At 72.6% G+C, this 17,053-nt stretch carries 12 protein-coding genes; 8 read left to right on the top strand and 4 right to left on the bottom strand.

Annotated features, from left to right (window positions below; translation table 11 throughout):
• Nucleotides 1-128: 128 nt before the first annotated feature.
• The 4 genes from CP980_RS14835 to CP980_RS14820 form a co-directional block, all read right to left on the bottom strand.
• Nucleotides 129-2,060 carry an anthranilate synthase family protein gene (locus tag CP980_RS14835; RefSeq protein ID WP_150528353.1) on the bottom strand — a complete coding sequence of 644 codons (1,932 nt, stop codon included), beginning with the start codon at nucleotides 2,058-2,060 and terminating at the stop codon, nucleotides 129-131.
• On the bottom strand, nucleotides 2,057-2,680 hold the full coding sequence (locus CP980_RS14830) for an isochorismatase family protein (RefSeq protein WP_132759617.1): 624 nt from the start codon (nucleotides 2,678-2,680) through the stop codon (nucleotides 2,057-2,059). Before CP980_RS14830 ends, CP980_RS14835 begins: the two co-directional genes overlap by 4 nt.
• 78 nt (nucleotides 2,681-2,758) lie before the next feature.
• Nucleotides 2,759-3,529, bottom strand: a complete 771-nt coding sequence (locus tag CP980_RS14825) for a 2,3-dihydro-2,3-dihydroxybenzoate dehydrogenase (protein WP_099890098.1) — start codon at nucleotides 3,527-3,529, stop codon at nucleotides 2,759-2,761.
• A 19-nt stretch (nucleotides 3,530-3,548) separates the two neighbouring features.
• Nucleotides 3,549-4,721, bottom strand: coding sequence for a 3-deoxy-7-phosphoheptulonate synthase (locus CP980_RS14820; RefSeq protein ID WP_150528352.1), 1,173 nt, complete (start codon nucleotides 4,719-4,721; stop codon nucleotides 3,549-3,551).
• Nucleotides 4,722-4,946: 225 nt separating this feature from the next.
• Between CP980_RS14820 and CP980_RS14815 the strand changes: the two genes are divergently transcribed.
• The 8 genes from CP980_RS14815 (at nucleotide 4,947) to CP980_RS14780 (ending at nucleotide 17,053) form a co-directional block, all read left to right on the top strand.
• Complete coding sequence (locus tag CP980_RS14815) at nucleotides 4,947-5,927, top strand: NADPH:quinone reductase (protein ID WP_150528351.1); 981 nt, start codon at nucleotides 4,947-4,949, stop codon at nucleotides 5,925-5,927.
• Between the two features lie 164 nt (nucleotides 5,928-6,091).
• A complete protein-coding gene (locus CP980_RS14810; RefSeq protein ID WP_132759619.1) occupies nucleotides 6,092-6,634 on the top strand; it encodes an SRPBCC family protein in 543 nt (180 codons plus the stop codon).
• Nucleotides 6,635-6,731: 97 nt separating this feature from the next.
• A complete protein-coding gene (locus CP980_RS14805; protein ID WP_099890094.1) occupies nucleotides 6,732-8,348 on the top strand; it encodes a class I adenylate-forming enzyme family protein in 1,617 nt (538 codons plus the stop codon).
• A 95-nt stretch (nucleotides 8,349-8,443) separates the two neighbouring features.
• Nucleotides 8,444-10,432 (top strand): FAD/NAD(P)-binding protein, encoded by a 1,989-nt coding sequence (locus CP980_RS14800; protein WP_132759620.1) that lies wholly within the window; start codon nucleotides 8,444-8,446, stop codon nucleotides 10,430-10,432.
• Complete coding sequence (locus CP980_RS14795; protein ID WP_150528350.1) at nucleotides 10,429-11,871, top strand: nitrosuccinate lyase; 1,443 nt, start codon at nucleotides 10,429-10,431, stop codon at nucleotides 11,869-11,871. The genes CP980_RS14800 and CP980_RS14795 overlap by 4 nt, the downstream gene beginning before the upstream one ends.
• Nucleotides 11,872-11,893: 22 nt before the next feature.
• Complete coding sequence (locus CP980_RS14790; RefSeq protein ID WP_132759622.1) at nucleotides 11,894-13,312, top strand: MFS transporter; 1,419 nt, start codon at nucleotides 11,894-11,896, stop codon at nucleotides 13,310-13,312.
• Nucleotides 13,305-15,608 carry a molybdopterin oxidoreductase family protein gene (locus CP980_RS14785; RefSeq protein WP_150528349.1) on the top strand — a complete coding sequence of 768 codons (2,304 nt, stop codon included), beginning with the start codon at nucleotides 13,305-13,307 and terminating at the stop codon, nucleotides 15,606-15,608. Before CP980_RS14790 ends, CP980_RS14785 begins: the two co-directional genes overlap by 8 nt.
• Entirely contained in the window at nucleotides 15,605-17,053 is a 1,449-nt protein-coding gene (locus CP980_RS14780; RefSeq protein WP_150528348.1) for an FAD-dependent oxidoreductase, read from the top strand. The genes CP980_RS14785 and CP980_RS14780 overlap by 4 nt, the downstream gene beginning before the upstream one ends.

Below are 17,053 nucleotides of genomic sequence, written 5' to 3'. Positions count from 1 at the left end.
ACGACTCCTCAACACTGCGTGAAACTCATGGTTCCGTCCCGCGGAAATGCCGACAACGGCGTCTTCGGGACCTTGTCAGGTACGGGGCCGCGGGGCGGTCCGGGCATGCCGGACCGCCCCGCGCCGCGTCAGGCGGCGAGCATCCGCGCGGTCAGCGAGGCCAGCAGGTCCCCGGTGATGCGCGGTCCGTTCTGTGTCAGCACCGACTCCGCGTGGAACTGCATGGAGGCGAAGTGCGGCCCGCGCAGGGCGTGCACCTCGCCGGTCTGCGGATCCCGGCTGATGTCCACGAGCCCGACACCGGGCACGACGGCCGAATCGCCGAGCGAGCGGGCGGCGAAGGTGTTGTAGAAACCCACCCGTTCGGGTCTGCCGAAGAAGTCGATCTCCTTCTGCACGCCCTGGTTGGGCTCGCTGCGGCGGACCAGGTCGAAGCCGAGCGCCGTGGAGAGCACCTGGTGGCTGAGGCAGACGGCCAGGAAGGGCCGCCGCTCGTCCAGCAGGTGCCGTATCGCCGTGCGCAGGTGGGCGATCTTGGGGTGGGCCCCGTCCCGGGGGTCGCCCGGGCCGGGGCCCATCACCACCAGGTCGTGTCCGTCGAAGGAGTACGGCTCGTCGTACCGGCGGATCGTCACGTCCAGCCCGATGGAGTCGAGCTGGCGGGCGATCATCGCCGTGAACGTGTCCTCGGCGTCGATCACCAGCACGGTCCGGCCGGCCAGCTCCGGATCGACGGCCGCCCGGTCCTGGTCCTCCTTGAGCCAGTAGCCGGCGATGGTGCGGTTGCGGTCCTCCAGGGCCGCGCGGACGGTGGGATGGGTGGCGAAGCGGGTCTTGCCGCCCCCCGATTCGAGGGCCGCGAGCAGCCCGGCCGCCTTGGCGGCGGTCTCGGCCACCTCCGACCAGGGATCGGAATGGCGTACGAGGGTGGCGCCCACCCCGATGCGGACCTCGCCGCCGGCGCCGATGTCGGCCGTGCGGATCAGGATGGAGGAGTCGAGGGCGTCGCCGCCCTGCTCGTCGCGGCCGATCAGCGCCAGCACGCCGCTGTAGTAACCCCGGCCCCGGGGCTCGTACTTGGCGATCACCTGGGCCGCGCTCTCCAGCGGGCTGCCGGTGACGGTCGGGGCGAACAGGGTCTCGCGCAGGATCTCCTCCGGGGGGCGCGTACTGCGTCCCTCGATGAAGTACTCGGTGTGGGCGAGGCGGGCCATCTCCTTGAGGTACGGGCCGTCGACGCGGGCACCGCCCTCGCAGATCCGGGCCATCATCTTGAGTTCCTCGTCCACCACCATGTAGAGCTCGTCGACCTCCTTGGTGTCGGCGAGGAAGTCCATGACCTCCGGCAGCGAGGGCCCGGCCGCCGGGTAGCGGTACGTGCCGCTGATCGGGTTCATGACGGCGGTGCCCTCGCGCAGGCTGACGTGCCGCTCGGGGCTGGCGCCGACGAGGGTGCGTTCGCCGGTGTGCACGACGAAGGTCCAGTACGCCCCGGACTCGCGCTCCAGCAGCCGCCGGAAGAGGGTCAGGGCGTGGCCGGTGGAGTACGCGCGGATGCCGGTGGTCCAGGACCGCTTCAGGACGAAGTTGGCGCCCGCGCCCTCGCCGATCTCGTCGGCGATCACCCGGCGCACGGTGTCCGCGTACTCCTCGTCGGAGACGTCGAACGCTCCTCCTTCGAGCTCGATCGGCAGGTCGGGGATCCGGGCGAGCGCCTCGACCAGCGAGATCCGCTCCTGTCCGGTGACGGTCATCGCGACCAGCGGGGTGTCCTCCTCGGGGGCGGCGAAGCCCCGCTCGGAGATCTGCCGGTACGGGACGAGGGCGAGCACCTCGTGCCGGGCGCCGCCCGCGGCCGGCCCGGCCGACGTGGTCCGTCCGTGCGCTCCGTCCGCTCCGTCCGCGGCACCTGACGCACGGAGATGCGCCAGCGAGTCGACGGTGGCGCTCTCGCCGATGATCACGTCGAGGATTCCGGGACCGGTGGCCTCGGGACGGTAGAGAAGGGCGAAGGGGGGTGGGTTGGGGCCCAGGATGCGGGCCAGCAGGGGTGAGGTCATCCCGCGATCTCCTTGGCGGTGGTGACGACCGCGCACCGCTTGGACGCGTAGTCGATGGCCAGCCGGTGCTCCAGCTCGCTGAAGTCGCCGGTCGCGTCAGCGACCAGGAAGGTCTGGATGTCGTGGCTGAAGGACTCGATGGCCGTGGTCAGCACTCCGACGTGGGCGTAGACGCCGCAGATGACGAGCTGGTCCCGGCCGGCCGCGCGCATGCGCTCCAGCAGGTCGGTGTTGAAGAAGGCGCTGTAGCGCCACTTGGTGCAGACCCAGTCCTCGGGGGCGGGCGCGAGCGCGGGGACCACCTCGCGGTCCTCGGGCGTCGTACGCATCCCCGGGCCCCAGATGTCGGCGAGCAGCCCGCGCTGCTCGGGGGTCATGCCGCCGGGCTGGGCGGTGTAGGCGACGGGGGCGCCGTGGGCCTTGAAGTGCTCCCGCAGCAGGACGGCGTTGTCCGTCAGCTCGGCGCGCAGCGCGTCGGGGAACGGCGCGAGGAAGTAGCGCTGCATGTCGTGGACGAGCAGTACGGCCCGGTCAGGGTCGAAGGTCCACTGCGGTACGGACGGGGGAATGTCTCCCGCGGTCGGGAGGGGATAGGGCTCGATGGTCGGTATGCCGGCCATGACTGTCCTCTCGGATGTCTGTTCCTCAAAAGGGGTGCGCAGGAGTGGATGGGGTGGGCGGGAGCGGCGGGGCCGGGCTCACGCGCCGAGCGTGGCTCCGCCGTCCACGGTGAGGACGTGCAGGGTGATGTGCGCCGCGCGGTCGGAGAGCAGGAAGATCACGGATTCGGCGATGTCGTTGGTCCGGGCGAGCTTGCCGAGCGGGATGCCGACCTTGAAGGACTCGGGGCTGCCCGCGATGGTCCTCGCGGGGCCCTGCTCGTCCTCCCACATGGAGGCGAGCATCGCCGTGTCGGTGGAGCCGGGGGCGACGATGTTGCAGCGGATGTTGTGCTTGGCCACCTCCAGGCCGAGCGTCTTGGTGAGCATGGTCGCGGCGGCCTTGGAGGCTCCGTACGCGCCCATGGCGGTGCGCGGGGTGCCGGAGGCGTTCGAGGCGACCGTGACGATGGCCCCGCGGTTGCGGGGGATCATCCGGTTGACGGCGGCGCGGGACAGCCGGAAGACGCCGCTGACGTTGACCTCGAAGGTCTGCAGCCAGTCCTCGTCGCTGAAGTCCCGTACCTCGCCCAGGCGCAGGATCCCGGCCGTGTTGACGAGGAAGTCCAGCGGGCCCAGTTCCGTCTCGACCGCGTCGACGACGGCCTCGACCTGCGCGGTGACGGTGACGTCGGCCGGGTGGGCGTGGACGTCCAGCCCGTCGGCGACCAGTTTCTCCACCGATTCCCGCAGCCGGTCGGCGTCCCGGTCGACCGCGGCCACCGTCGCGCCCTCTTCGGCGAGCCGGCGGGCTACGGCAAGACCGATGCCTCCCGCGGCTCCTGTGACGAGGGCGACCTTGTTCTCCATGTCCAATCTCCCTGCTGGTTCAGGCTCGCCATTGCGTCACCACGGCGTAGGCCTGGTTCGGGTTGAGGCGGGGGTCGCACAGGCTCGTGTACTTGTCTCCGACCGTGTGCAGCTGGTCCTCGGCGGTCGCGCACTCGGTGACGTCGTCCGGGGTGGTCTCCAGGTGGAGTCCGCCCGCCACGCCGCCGCCCTGGGCCACGGCCGCCTGGAAGCCCTGGATCTCCTTGACGACGGTCTCGACGAGCCGGGTCTTGTGACCGCCGGGGGCGGAGAAGGTGTTGCCGTGCATGGGGTCGGTCAGCCAGATCACCGGGTGTCCGGCCTGCCGTACCGCGTCCACCAGCGCGGGCAGGCGCTCGGCGACGAGGTCGGCGCCCATGCGGGCGATCAGGGTGAGGCGGCCGGGCTCGCACCAGGGGTCAAGGCGCCGGCAGAGCTCGATGAGCTCCTCCGGCTCCATCGACGGGCCGACCTTGCAGGCGACGGGGTTGACGACCCCGGCCAGCATGTCCACGTGGGGTCCGTCGATCTGGCGGGTGCGCTCGCCGATCCACGGGAAGTGGGTCGAGGTCAGCAGCGGGCTGCCCTCCTCGTCCCAGCGCATCATCGGCAGTTCGTAGTCGAGGAGCAGTGCCTCGTGGCTGGTCCACACCGGCGGGCAGATGCCGGAGCGGCGGGCCGGGTCGGTCCAGCCGAGGTGGGCCATGGCCTGCGCGGCGGACCGGTAGCCGGCGAGCAGGCGGAAGGGGTCGGGCAGGCGGTCGGCCAGGCCGGCCTCGGGGCCGTTGACCATGTGACCCCGGTAGACCGGCAGTTCGACGCCGTCCACGATCTCGGTCGGGCGCGAGCGCGGCTTGGCGAACTGGCCGGCGAGGCGGCCGATCCGGACCACCGGCTTGTGCGTGATCATCTTGAGCGTGCCGGCGAGCATGTCGAGGAGGGCGGACTTGCGGGCGATGTAGCCGGCGTCGCACTCCGCCGGGTCCTCGGCGCAGTCGCCCGCCTGGACGACGAAGGCCTCGCCCGCCGCCACCCGCGCGAGGTGGGAACGCAGGCGGCGGACGTCTCCGGCATTGACCAGTGCGGGACGCTGGGAAAGATCGTCCTTCACTTTGGTCAATTCAGGAAAATCGGCCCAGTCGGGCTGCTGTAGGGCTGATGCTTTTCTGACGGTGAGTGAAGCTGTAACCACAGGAAACTCCCAGGAAATGGGCCCAAGTCTGGCGCATGGGCAGAACTGAGGGGTGGCGGATTATCGATGCTGCTGGGTTATTCGGATGGCACCCACCGGCCGATAGTCACTCCGTCAGGTGGGGTGGCCGCACCTGACAAAGCCGCATCCTGGCTCAGAAGTCACACCTGATTGAAAAGCAGCACGGGGTTTCCCGCGGCGGCCGCTGCGAACAGAATCCGAACCATGCATGCCGCCTATATCGAACAGTTGGGTCCCGCGGAGCTCATCCGCTTCGGTGAGCTGCCCGCTCCGCAGCCGGGGCCGTCCGACGTGCTCGTCGAGGTCGACGTCGTCTCCGTCAACCACGTCGACACCTTCGTCCGCTCGGGTGCCTGGCGCACCCCGCTCGACTTCCCTTTCGTGATCGGCCGCGACCTCGTCGGGACCGTGCTGTCCGCCGGCCCGGCGGTCGCCCACCGCTTCGCGCCGGGGGACCGGGTCTGGTGCAACAGCCTCGGGCACGACGGGCGCCAGGGCGCCGCCGCGGAGCAGGCCGTCGTCCCGGCCGAGCGGCTCTACCCGCTGCCCGAGGGGGTGGACCCGGTCGACGCGGTGGCCCTCGCGCACCCGGCCGTCACGGCCTACCTCGCCCTCTTCGACCAGGGCGGCATCACCGCCGGCGACACCGCGCTGGTCCTGGGCGCCGCGGGCAACGTGGGCAGTGCCCTGGTCACGATGGCCGCGCACGCCGGAGCCCGGGTCATCGCCACGTCCTCGCCGCGCGACTTCGACTACGTACGGGAGCTCGGCGCGGCCGAGGTCATCGACTACAACGACCCCGACGTGCCGGGCCGGGTCCGCGAGCTCGCCCCGGACGGGGTGGACATCCACGTCGACACCTCCGCCCGCAACGACCTGGAGACCGCGGTGGACCTGCTCGCCAGCCGCGGCCGGATCGTGCTGCTGTCGGGGATGCGCACCCGCCCCGTGCTGCCCGTGGGCCCGCTCTACCTCAAGGACTGTTCGGTCCGCGGCTTCGCGATCTCGCACGCCACCGCTGGCCGGCTCGCCGCCGCCGCCGCCCACGTCAACAAGCTGACGGCGGCCGGACTGCTGCGGCCGCGCGGCACCGAGGTGCTGCCGCTGTCGGCGGCGGCCGAGGCGCACCGCCTGCTGGACGAGGGCAAGGTGACGGGAAAGCTGGTACTGCGCGCGCGTTCCTGACGGAAAAAGCTGCGGGAAAAAACTGCCGGCGGCGCTGCGGAATTTTTGTCGCAGCGCCGTTCCCGCATGTCTTTATTTTTGTTGCGTAATACACGGGTAAAAGACCTGATGGACCCGTGATAAGCGTCTTGAGCGGTGATTGGGCGAGCAGCATTATTTCAGCCATGACGAACTCCATCATCGACTCGACCCCGCTTTTCGAGGTTCGCGCGGACATTCCCGTCGCGGCCACTGCGCAGGAGATCTACGACGTCGTCAGCGACCTGACCCGGAGCGCCGAGTGGAGCCCGGAATGCATGGGCGGCGAGTGGATTTCAGGCGAACCCTCCACCGTCGGTGCGATTTTCCGCGGCGAGAACCTGCGCGCCGAGGACGTCGTCGGCTGGGCCCCGCTGGTCCGCGGCACCTGGTACACCGAGGCCCGCGTCACGGCGGCCGAGCCCGGCCGCACCTTCCGCTGGATGATGCTGACCCACGCCCAGGAGGACCAGGAGTCCATCTGGGGCTTCGACATCGAGCCGGCGCAGCAGGGCTCGGTCCTCGTGCACCACTTCCGGATGGGCAAGGCCACCGCCGGCATCCACAAGATCGTCGCCGACCTGGACGAGGTCCAGCGCAAGCAGTTCATCACGGACTGGACCGAGAAGCTCGTCGGCGACCTCGACGCCACCCTCGCCCGCATCCGCGACGTCGTCGAAGGCCGCTGAGCCCGCGTTGCCGCACCCGGACGCCGGCACCGGCTTCCCTCCCGGTGCCGGCCCACTCCCCGTACGCCATCGAAGACACTCTTGAGAGAACGAGGCCATGCTTCTCCAGCGCATAGGAAACAAGGGCATCCGGCTGGGTACGCTCTTCGACCGAGCGGCCGCCCGCACCCCCGCGGGCCTCGTGGTCATGGACCACGACCTGGACATCGCCCCGCAGCTCGGGCGCCGCCCCACCTTCACCGAACTCGCGGACCTGATCGACGACTTCGCCTCCCGCCTGTGGTCGGTCGGCGTACGGCCCAACCACCACGTCGTCGTGCACAAGTCCGACGGCTTCGACATCTCGCTGCTGGCCTGCGCGATCGCCCGCATCGGCGCGATCCCGGCCCTGCTGTCCCCCAAGCTGGACGGCGAGACGGTCGCGACGCTCGTACGCCGCATCGACCAGCCCTTCCTGATCACCGACCAGGAAAAGCTTGAGGACAACCTGCCGGCCGAGATCTTCGACATCACGGCCGCGGTGCTGCTGACCAAGGGTTCCTACGACCAGGCCACCGAACTGGCCTCGCTCGCCGGTGTCACCCGCGTCCCGGCCATCCCGATGCCGCCGGACCACCCCACCCTGATCACGCACACCTCGGGCACCACCGGTACCCCGAAGCTCGCCGTCCACACCGGCCACACCTTCGAGGCCCGCTACCGACCGCAGGCCACGGTCTTCTCGGCCGTCCCCAAGCGCGAACCGGTCGCGGTCCACGTGTCGTTCGTCCACTCCCGGATGTTCACGGCCATGCCGATCTCGATCCTCCAGGGCCACACCCTGATCGTGCTCAAGGAGGACGACCCGGAGACCGTCGGCGACATCTTCGCCCAGGTCCCGCCCGGGTTCATCGAGGCCCACCCCAACACGTTCCTGCGCTGGGAGGCGCTGGCCGAGGACCCCCGCGGCCCCCTCGCCAACGTCAAGTACTTCAGCTCGACCTTCGACGCGATCCACCCGCGCACGGTCAGCATCCTGCTCAAGGCGAGCAAGCGGAAGAACGCGCTCTTCGCCCAGGCCTACGGCCAGAGCGAGGTCGGCCCCATCGCGGCCCGCACCTACACCCGCAAGGGCGGCGCCGACTTCGACGGCCGCTGCGTCGGCTCCCCCTTCCCCGGCATGACCGGCGTCCGCGTCGTCAGCCGCGACGGCAACCCCGTCACCAAGACGAACCCCGGCTTCATCGAGATCAAGTCCGACGGCCGCATCATCACCTACCACTCCGAGCACGAGCGCTGGGAGAAGCAGGTGAACGACGGCTGGTGGCGCATGGGTGACCTCGGCTACCGCACCAAGTGGGGCTGCCTGCACCTGCTCGACCGCGAGGTCGACGAGATCCCGGGCATCGGCTCGACCCTGGAGATCGAGGACAAGCTCTTCACCCGGCTCCACGAGCTGATCGAGGTCATCATCATCCCCGGCGCCGACGGCGTCCCGGTCCCCGTCGTCTGCACGCGCGACGACAAGCCGCTCGACCTGATCGCGTGGAAGTCCGCGGTCATCGGGCTGCCGAAGCTGGCCGCGCCGGTCCAGTGGCGTCTCCAGGACGTCCCGCAGACCGCCACCACCAAGATCAAGCGCCTCGAACTCGCCCGGCTGGTCGCCGGCGGGTCGGACGGCGCGGGCGAAGGCGCAGCCGAAACCGGAACCGAGGTCGAAGCAGACGCCGCCTGAGTGCCCCCGGTGAGCCCCGGGGCGCCACCGCGCCCGGCCCACCTCCGCGCAGATCCGGCTCCCACCCTGCATCCCCACAGCATCGGAGAACACGCATGAGCAGCTCGTCCGTTGAGATAGCCGTCGTCGGCGCAGGTCCCCGAGGCCTGTCCGTCGTCGAGCGCCTGGTCGCCAACGAGCGGGAGAACCCCGTCCACGACTCGGTGGCCATCCACGTCGTGGACCCGGCCGCGCCCGGCGCCGGCCAGGTCTGGCGCTCCGGCCAGTCCCGCCACCTGCTGATGAACACCGTCGCCTGCCAGATCACCGTCTACACCGACGACAGCTGCAAGATCGACGGTCCGATCGAGCCCGGGCCGACCCTGTTCGAGTGGGCCAAGTCCCTCTCGGTACTGGGCCAGTTCGGCGACTACGACGAGGGCACCCTCGCAGAGGCCGCGGCCATGGGCCCGGACACCTACCCCACCCGCGCCTTCTACGGCAACTACCTCAGCGAGTGCTTCCAGCGCGTCATCGTCGGCGCCCCCAAGCACGTCACCGTCCACGTCCACCGCTCGCGCGCCGTGGCCATCGCCGACACCCTCGGCATCTCCGGCGGCCCGCAGGGCGTCCGGCTCCAGGACGGCACCCGCCTCAACGACCTCGACGCCATCATCCTGGCCCAGGGTCACGTCCCCGCCCGGCTGACCCCGCGCGAGGCGCGCACCGCATCCCTGGCGCGCATCCACTACCTGACCTACCTGACGCCGGGCAACCCCGCCGACAAGGACCTCGCGGCGATCAAGCCCGGCCAGACGGTGCTCGTCCGCGGCCTCGGCCTGAACTTCTTCGACTACATGGCGCTGTTCAGCCACGGCCGCGGCGGCACCTTCGTCCGCGACGAGGACGGCAAGCTCACCTACCAGCCGTCCGGGCAGGAGCCCCGCCTGTACGCCTTCTCGCGGCGCGGCATCCCGTACCACGCCCGCGGCGACAACGAGAAGGGCGCGTACGGGCGCTACTTCCCCAAGCTGCTGACCCCGGACTACGTGCGCGCCCTGCGCGAGCGCGCCGCGGCCGGCGGCAAGGTCACCTTCAAGGAAGACCTGTGGCCCTTCATCTCCCTGGAGGTCGAGAGCGTCTACTACGGCGCCCTGCTCGCCGCCAACGGCCGGCCCGAGGAGCGCGAGGCGTTCACCGAGCGGTACCTGGAGACCGAGGACGCCGAGGGCCGCTCCTGGCTGCTCGCCGAGTACGACATCCCCGAGGAGCAGCACTGGAGCTGGGAGAAGCTCTCCGTCCCCTACGGCGACCGGCAGTTCGCCGACCGCGACGACTTCCAGGCATGGCTGGTGGAGTACCTCGCGGCCGACGTCGCCGCCGCCCGCCAGGGCAATCTGAGCGGCCCGGTCAAGTCCGCCCTGGACGTCCTGCGCGACCTGCGCAACGAGGTCCGGCTCGCCGTCGACCACGGCGGCCTCGACGGCGACTCGCACCGCGACGACCTGGAGGGCTGGTACACCCCGCTCAACGGCTTCCTCTCCATCGGTCCGCCGGCCACCCGCATCGAGGAGATGATCGCCCTCATCGAGGCGGGCATCCTGACGGTCACCGGCCCCGGCACCCAGGTCCGCATCGACACCGACGCCCAGACGTTCGTGGCCGCGTCCACGTCCGTGCCGGGCCCGCAGATCAGGGCGCAGGTGCTCATCGAGTCCCGGCTGCCCGAGCCCGACCTGCGGCGCACCTCCGACCCGCTGCTCCAGCACCTGCTGGACACGGACCAGGCCAAGCCGTACGTCATCTCGGGCGAGCAGGGCGGCTACCAGACCGGCGGCCTCGCGGTCACCGAGCGCCCGTACCGGCTCATCGACGCCCGCGGCACCGCCCACGCGCGCCGCTTCGCCTACGGGGTGCCGACCGAGTCCGTCCACTGGGTCACGGCGGCCGGCATCCGGCCCGGCGTGGACTCGGTGACGCTCGGCGACTCCGACGCGATCGCCCGAGCCGTCCTGGCCCTGCCTCCGGTGGCGAGTCTGCCGGCGGGGATCCGCGCGGTGGCCGACCAGCCCGCCGACGACACCCTGCCCGGCGTGATCGTATGACCGGCGAGGGCCTTCTCGAGGACGCCGGCCTGCTGTCTCCGGTACGGGCCGGCACCGCGGTCGAGGCGGCCGTCGGCGACCGGGCGTGGCTCCAGGCCATGCTCGACGCCGAGGCCGCCCTGGCCCGGGCCCAGGCGGGCCTCGGCACCCTCCCGGAGGAAGCCGCGGCCGCCATCACCGAAGCCGCCCGGGCCGAGCGGTTCGACCTGAGGGCCCTCGCGCTCGCCTCGCGGGAGACCGCGAACCCGGTGGTGGGCCTGGTCCAGGCCCTCACCGCGCAGGTCCGCGCCATCGACCCGAAGGCCGCGGACTACGTCCACCGGGGCTCCACCAGCCAGGACATCTTCGACACCGGCGCCATGCTGGTGGCCGCCAGGGCCCTGCGCCTGATCCGGGCGGACCTCGCCCGGACCGCGCAGGCCCTGGCGGGCCTCGCCCGCACCCACCGCGACACCCTGATGCCGGGCCGCACCCTGGCCCTGCACGCCGTACCCACGACCTTCGGCCTCAAGGCCGCGGGCTGGCGGGCCCTCGTCCTCGACGCCGACGCCCGGCTCGCCCGCGTCCTGGACGAGGGACTGCCCGTCTCGCTCGGCGGGGCCGCCGGCACGCTCGCCGGCTACCTCGAATACGCCGACATCGACCGCCCCGAGGTGGCGGCCGACACCGAGAACCCCTATCTCGACCGTCTCGTCGACGCCTTCGCCGCCGAGACCGGACTGGCCCGACCCGTGCTGCCCTGGCACGCGCTGCGCACCCCGTTCGCCGATCTCGCCGCCGCGCTGGCCTTCACCGCCGGCGCCCTCGGCAAGATCGCGGTCGACGTGCAGGCGCTGACCCGCACGGAGGTGGGCGAGGTCGCCGAACCCACCGCGGCGGGCCGCGGCAGCTCCTCCGCCATGCCGCACAAGCGCAACCCGGTGCTCGCCACGCTGATCCGCGCGGCCGCCCTCCAGGTCCCGGTGATCGCCGCCGGACTGACCCAGTGCCTGGTCACCGAGGACGAGCGGGCCGCCGGCGTCTGGCACGCCGAATGGCAGCTGCTGCGCGAATGCCTGCGGCTGGCCGGCGGAGCCGCCCACACCGCCGTCGAACTCGCCGAGGGACTGGAGGTCCGGCCCGGGCGGATGCGCGAGAACCTCGACCTCACCGGCGGCCAGGTGGTCTCCGAGCGCATCGCGGCCCGCCTCGCCCCGCACCTGGGCAAGGCCGCCGCCAAGCAGCTGCTGACCGAGGCCTCGACCGCCGCCGCGGACGGCGGGCAGCCCCTGGGCACCGTGCTCGCCGCGATGTCCGGCCACGGACTGGACCGGGACGAGATCGCCCGGCTGTGCGACCCGGCCGGGTACAGCGGCGCCGCCGGCGCCCTCGTCGACCGCGCGCTGGCCGGCGTACCCCAGCCGGACCCGCAGTCGCCACCACCCGGATCAACCGCCTGACAGACAAGGGAGAAACCAGGTCATGAGTGCCGCGAGAGCAGCCACGCGATCCGCCAAGGGGCGCTGGATCGAGGACTGGGACGCCGAGGACGAGCAGTTCTGGGAGCGGGGCGGCAAGCGCATCGCCCGGCGCAACCTCTACCTGTCCGTCGTCTCCGAGCACATCGGCTTCTCCGTCTGGAGCATGTGGTCGGTCCTGGTGCTGTTCATGACGCCCAGGATCGGACTCGGCTTCGCACCCGACGAGAAGTTCCTCCTCGTCGTCACCCCCACGCTCGTCGGCGCCCTCCTGCGCCCCTCGTACAGCTACGCCGTCACCCGCTTCGGCGGCCGCAACTGGACCGTCTTCGCCTCGGCGATCCTGCTGGTCCCCGCCACGCTCACCGTGGTCTTCATCCAGCGCCCCGGCACCCCGCTGTGGGTGTTCCTGCTGATCAGCGCGGTCGGCGGGGTCGGAGGCGGCAACTTCGCCTCCTCCATGACCAACATCACCGGCTTCTTCCCGCGCCGCCACCAGGGCTGGGCCCTCGGTCTCAACGCGGGCGGCGGCAACCTCGGCGTCGCCGCCGTCCAGCTGCTGGGCCTGCTCGTCATCTCCACCGCGGGCGACACCCACCCCGCGTACATCGCCGCCTTCTACCTGCCGCTCATCGCGGTCGTCTCCGTCGTCTGCGCGCTGAAGATGGACAACATCGCGACCGTACGGACCGACCCGGGCGCCCAGCGCGAGGCGCTCGCCCAGCGCGACACCTGGCTGATCTCGCTCCTGTACATCGGCACCTTCGGCTCGTTCATCGGATACGGCTTCGCCTTCGGCCTGGTCCTGCAGACCCAGTTCGGCTCCACCCCGCTCCAGGCGGCCTCGTACACCTTCCTCGGCCCGCTGCTCGGCTCCTTCTCCCGCCCCTTCGGCGGCTGGCTCGCCGACCGGTTCGGCGGCGCCCGCATCACCCTCATGACCTTCGCCGGCATGGGCATCGGCACCGGGGTGCTGCTCCTGGCCTCGGCCCGCGACTCCCTGCCCCTCTTCATCGCCGGATTCACCGCCCTGTTCGTCCTCAGCGGCATCGGCAACGGCTCCACCTACAAGCTGATCCCCGCCGCCTTCACCCGCCAGGCCGAGGCCCGCATCGTCCAGGGCGAGGACGCCACCCGCGCCTTCGCCGCCGCCCGCCGCCTGTCGGGCGCCGCCATCGGCATCTCGGGCGCGATCGGCGCGCTCGGCGGAGTCGCCATCAACCTCGCCTTCCGCGGCGCCTACAGCGGCGGCGCGAGCGACGGCGCCCCCGCCTTCCTGTCCTTCCTCGCCTACTACGCGCTCTGCGCCGCCGTCGTCCTCACCGTGTACGTACGCCGTGAGCGGGCCGGCGCCCCGGTCGCCCCGCGGCAGCAGCCCACTGAGGCGGCCGCCGCCCCCCGCCCGGAGAACGTCCATGTCTGACGGGATCCGCCCCGGTCCAGGTCCCGGCGCCGACGCGGTCGGCGCCGGGACCGTACGGACGCACTGCCCCTACTGCGCCCTGCAGTGCGGCACCCTGCTGAGCCGGGACGAACCGGCGGGCGGAGCCGACGTCCGGCCCGACCCCGACTTCCCCGTCAACGGCGGCGGACTGTGCCAGAAGGGCTGGACGGCCCCCGCCCTGCTCACCACCCCCGACCGGATCCGGACCCCGATGGTCCGCGACGCCGGCGGGACCCTGCGCCCCACCGACTGGGACACCGCCCTCGACACCGTGGCGGCCCGCCTCGCCCGGATCCGCGCCGAGCACGGACCCGACGCGGTCGGCGTGTTCGGCGGAGGTGGACTCACCAACGAAAAGGCGTACCTGCTCGGCAAGTTCGCCCGTCTCGCCCTCGGCACCAGCCAGATCGACTACAACGGCCGCTTCTGCATGTCCTCGGCGGCCGCCGCCGGGAACGCCGCCTTCGGCCTGGACCGCGGACTCCCCTTCCCCGTCACCGACCTCGGCGCCGCGGAGGTGGTCCTGCTCGCCGGGGCCAACCCCGCCGAGACGATGCCCCCGCTGATGCGCCACCTCGGCGCCGCCCAGCTGATCGTCATCGACCCGCGCCGCACCCCCACCGCCGCCCGGGCGGCCCTGCACCTCCAGCCGCGCCCCGGAACCGACCTGGCCCTCGCCCTCGGCCTGATGCACATCCTCGTCGTCGACGGCCACACCGACCGGGACTACGTCGGCCGGCGCACGGCCGGCTTCGAAGCGGCCTGGAAGCGCGCCGCCTCCTGGTGGCCCGAGCGCGTCGAAAAGGTCACCGGCGTCCCCGTCAGCGACCAGCGCGAGGCCGTACGGATGCTCGCCGCCGCCCGGCGCGCGTACGTCCTGACCGGGCGCGGCGCCGAACAGCACAGCAAGGGCACCGACACCGTCGCCGCCTTCATCAACCTCGCCCTCGCCCTCGGCCTGCCCGGCCGCGAGGGCAGCGGATACGGCTGCCTCACCGGCCAGGGCAACGGCCAGGGCGGCCGCGAGCACGGCCAGAAGGCCGACCAGCTGCCCGGCTACCGGATGATCACCGACCCGGCGGCCCGCGCCCACGTGGCGCGGGTCTGGGGCGTCGACCCCGAGGCCGTCCCCGGTCCCGGCCGCAGCGCCTACGAACTCCTCAGCGCCCTCGGCACCGACACCGGCCCGCGCGCCCTGCTCGTCTTCGGCGCCAACCCGGTGGTCTCCGCCCCGCGCGCCGACCGCGTCGCCGAACGCATCGCCTCCCTGGACCTGCTCGTCGTCGCCGACTTCGTGCCCTCCGAGACCGCGCGCATGGCCGACGTGGTGCTGCCCGTCACCCAGTGGGCCGAGGAGGAGGGCACCATGACCAACCTCGAAGGACGCGTCCTGCGCCGGCGGCGGCTGCTCGACCCGCCGCCCGGAGCACGCTCGGACCTCGCCGTCCTGCGCGCCCTCGCCACCCGGCTGGGCGACCTCCCCGAGCGCTACCCCGACGAACCCCGCGCCGTGTTCGAGGAGTTGGGCCGCGCTTCCCGCGGCGGCCCCGCCGACTACTCGGGGATCAGCTACGAACGCCTCGACGCGGGAGAGGCCCTGCACTGGCCCTGCCCCGGGACCCCCGACGGCGAGGCGGCCCACCCCGGCACCCCCCGGCTCTTCCTCGACCGCTTCGCCCACCCCGACGGCAGGGCCCGCTTCGCCGAGGTGGAGCACCGGCCGCCCGCCGAGGAGGCCCACGCCGAGCACCCCCTGTACGCCACCACCGGCCGGGTCCTGGCCCAGTACCAGTCCGGGGCGCAGACCCGCCGGGTGCCCCAGCTGACCGCCGCCGCCCCCGAGGCGCACGTCGAGGTGCATCCCGACACGGCCGCCCGGGCCGGCCTGACCGACGGCGGCCACGCCCGGGTCAGCTCGGCGCGCGGCACCACCCTGGCCCGGGTCCGCCTGGACCCGACCCTGCGCGCCGACACCGTCTTCCTGCCGTTCCACTTCCCGGGCGACGGACGGGCCAACCTGATCACCAACGACGCCCTCGACCCGCGCAGCCGCATGCCCGAGTTCAAGGTGTGCGCGGTCCGCATCGAACCGGCGGAGCTCGAACTCCCCGAGGCGGACGCCGCGAACGACGGTATCGGGCACGGCATCGAGGACGGCACCGAGGACGGATGCGGCGACGGCTTCGGGGACGACGGCGTCGACACCGTGCTCGCCTCCGCATCCCGCCCCGCCACCGGCCAGGGCCCCGCACTCCTCCAGGACGCCCGCCCATGACCACGCACCGCACCGCGCCGATCCTCGTCATCGGCAACGGCCCCGCCGCCCACCAGGTCCTCGACCGGCTGCGCCACTTCGGCTGCGAGGACCCCGTCACCGTCCTCGGCGCCGAGGACACCCCCGCCTACCACCGCGCCCTGCTCACCTCCGCCCTCGACGGCAGCCTGCCGGTCGAGGCGATGGAACTGCCCCCTCCGCCCGGCGACACCACGATCCTGACCGGCGTCTGCGCCGTCCGCATCGACCGCCTCCGCCGCCGCGTGCACACCGCGGACGGGGACGTCTTCCCGTACGCCCGGCTGATCCTGGCCACCGGCGCCACCCCGCTCCTGCCCGACCTGCCCGGCCTGCGCACCCCCGACGGGAGCCCGGCCGCCGGGGTCGCCGTCCTGCGCACCCTCGCCGACTGCGCCCGGCTCACCGACCCGGCCGTCGTGGCCGCCCGTACGCCCGTGACCATCCTGGGCGCCGGATCCCTGGGCGTCGAAGCCGCGTTCGCGCTGGCCCTGAAGAACCGCCCCGTCACCCTCGTCCACCCCCGCCCCTGGCCGATGGACCACCTCCTCGACGCGGCCGCGGGGGCCCTCGTACGCGACCGGCTCACCGCCGCCGGCGTCGAACTCGTCGCCGGCAGCCCCGCCACCGCCTACACCCCCGCCACCGAGGGCGCCCCCGGCACCCTCGCTCTCGCCGACGGCACCGCCCTGCCCGCCCACACCCTGCTGCTGTGCACCGGCGTCCTTCCCGAGACCGGCCTGGCCCGCACCGCCGGACTGGCCGTCCGCACCGGCATCGTCGTCGACGACCGCATGCGCACCGACGACCCGCTGATCCACGCCCTGGGCGACTGCGCCGAGCACCGCGGCAACCGCGGCGGATCGCTCGCCTCCGGCTGGGCCCAGGCCGAGGCCCTGGCACGCCACCTCGCCTCCGGCGCCCGCGGCGTGGCCCCCGCCCGCCGCGTCCTGCGCCCCCGCATCGCCGGCCCCGGCCTCGTGGTCCTCGGCATGCCGGGCCGCGCCCCCTCCGACGAGACGATCACCCTCAACGATCCGGCGAACGGCCGCTACGCGCGCCTGGAGCTGACCGGTGAACACATCACCGCCGGGGTCCTCCTCGGTTTCGACCGGGCCATCGCCACCACGACCGAGCTGTACGTCCACGACGCGCCCGTCCCGCGCGACCGGCTCAGCCTGCTCCTGGGCCGGGCTCCCCGCCTGGCCAGAGCCGGCTCCGAGGAGATCACGCCCGAGACCGTCATCTGCCTGTGCAACAACGTCACGCACCAGGACCTCACCCGGGCCTGGCACGCAGGGGCGCAGGGCCTCGCCGAGCTCGCGGACGCCACCCGCGCGACGACCGGCTGCGGTGGCTGCGCCCGCCAGGTGGAGTCCCTCTGCACCTCCCTGGCCTCCAGTACGCCTGCCACGACCGGCAGTTGA

The organism is Streptomyces vinaceus (genome assembly GCF_008704935.1).
In the GTDB taxonomy this organism is placed as follows: Bacteria; Actinomycetota; Actinomycetes; order Streptomycetales; family Streptomycetaceae; genus Streptomyces; species Streptomyces vinaceus.
This window is presented reverse-complemented; position numbering and strand designations above follow the sequence as displayed.

Coding starts and splice junctions, on each gene's coding strand:
- CP980_RS14835 (WP_150528353.1), bottom strand. CDS start 2,060: ATGACCTCACCCCTGCTGGCCCGCATCCTGGGCCCCAACCCACCCCCC.
- CP980_RS14830 (WP_132759617.1), bottom strand. CDS start 2,680: ATGGCCGGCATACCGACCATCGAGCCCTATCCCCTCCCGACCGCGGGA.
- CP980_RS14825 (WP_099890098.1), bottom strand. CDS start 3,529: ATGGAGAACAAGGTCGCCCTCGTCACAGGAGCCGCGGGAGGCATCGGT.
- CP980_RS14815 (WP_150528351.1), top strand. CDS start 4,947: ATGCATGCCGCCTATATCGAACAGTTGGGTCCCGCGGAGCTCATCCGC.
- CP980_RS14810 (WP_132759619.1), top strand. CDS start 6,092: ATGACGAACTCCATCATCGACTCGACCCCGCTTTTCGAGGTTCGCGCG.
- CP980_RS14805 (WP_099890094.1), top strand. CDS start 6,732: ATGCTTCTCCAGCGCATAGGAAACAAGGGCATCCGGCTGGGTACGCTC.
- CP980_RS14800 (WP_132759620.1), top strand. CDS start 8,444: ATGAGCAGCTCGTCCGTTGAGATAGCCGTCGTCGGCGCAGGTCCCCGA.
- CP980_RS14795 (WP_150528350.1), top strand. CDS start 10,429: ATGACCGGCGAGGGCCTTCTCGAGGACGCCGGCCTGCTGTCTCCGGTA.
- CP980_RS14790 (WP_132759622.1), top strand. CDS start 11,894: ATGAGTGCCGCGAGAGCAGCCACGCGATCCGCCAAGGGGCGCTGGATC.
- CP980_RS14785 (WP_150528349.1), top strand. CDS start 13,305: ATGTCTGACGGGATCCGCCCCGGTCCAGGTCCCGGCGCCGACGCGGTC.
- CP980_RS14780 (WP_150528348.1), top strand. CDS start 15,605: ATGACCACGCACCGCACCGCGCCGATCCTCGTCATCGGCAACGGCCCC.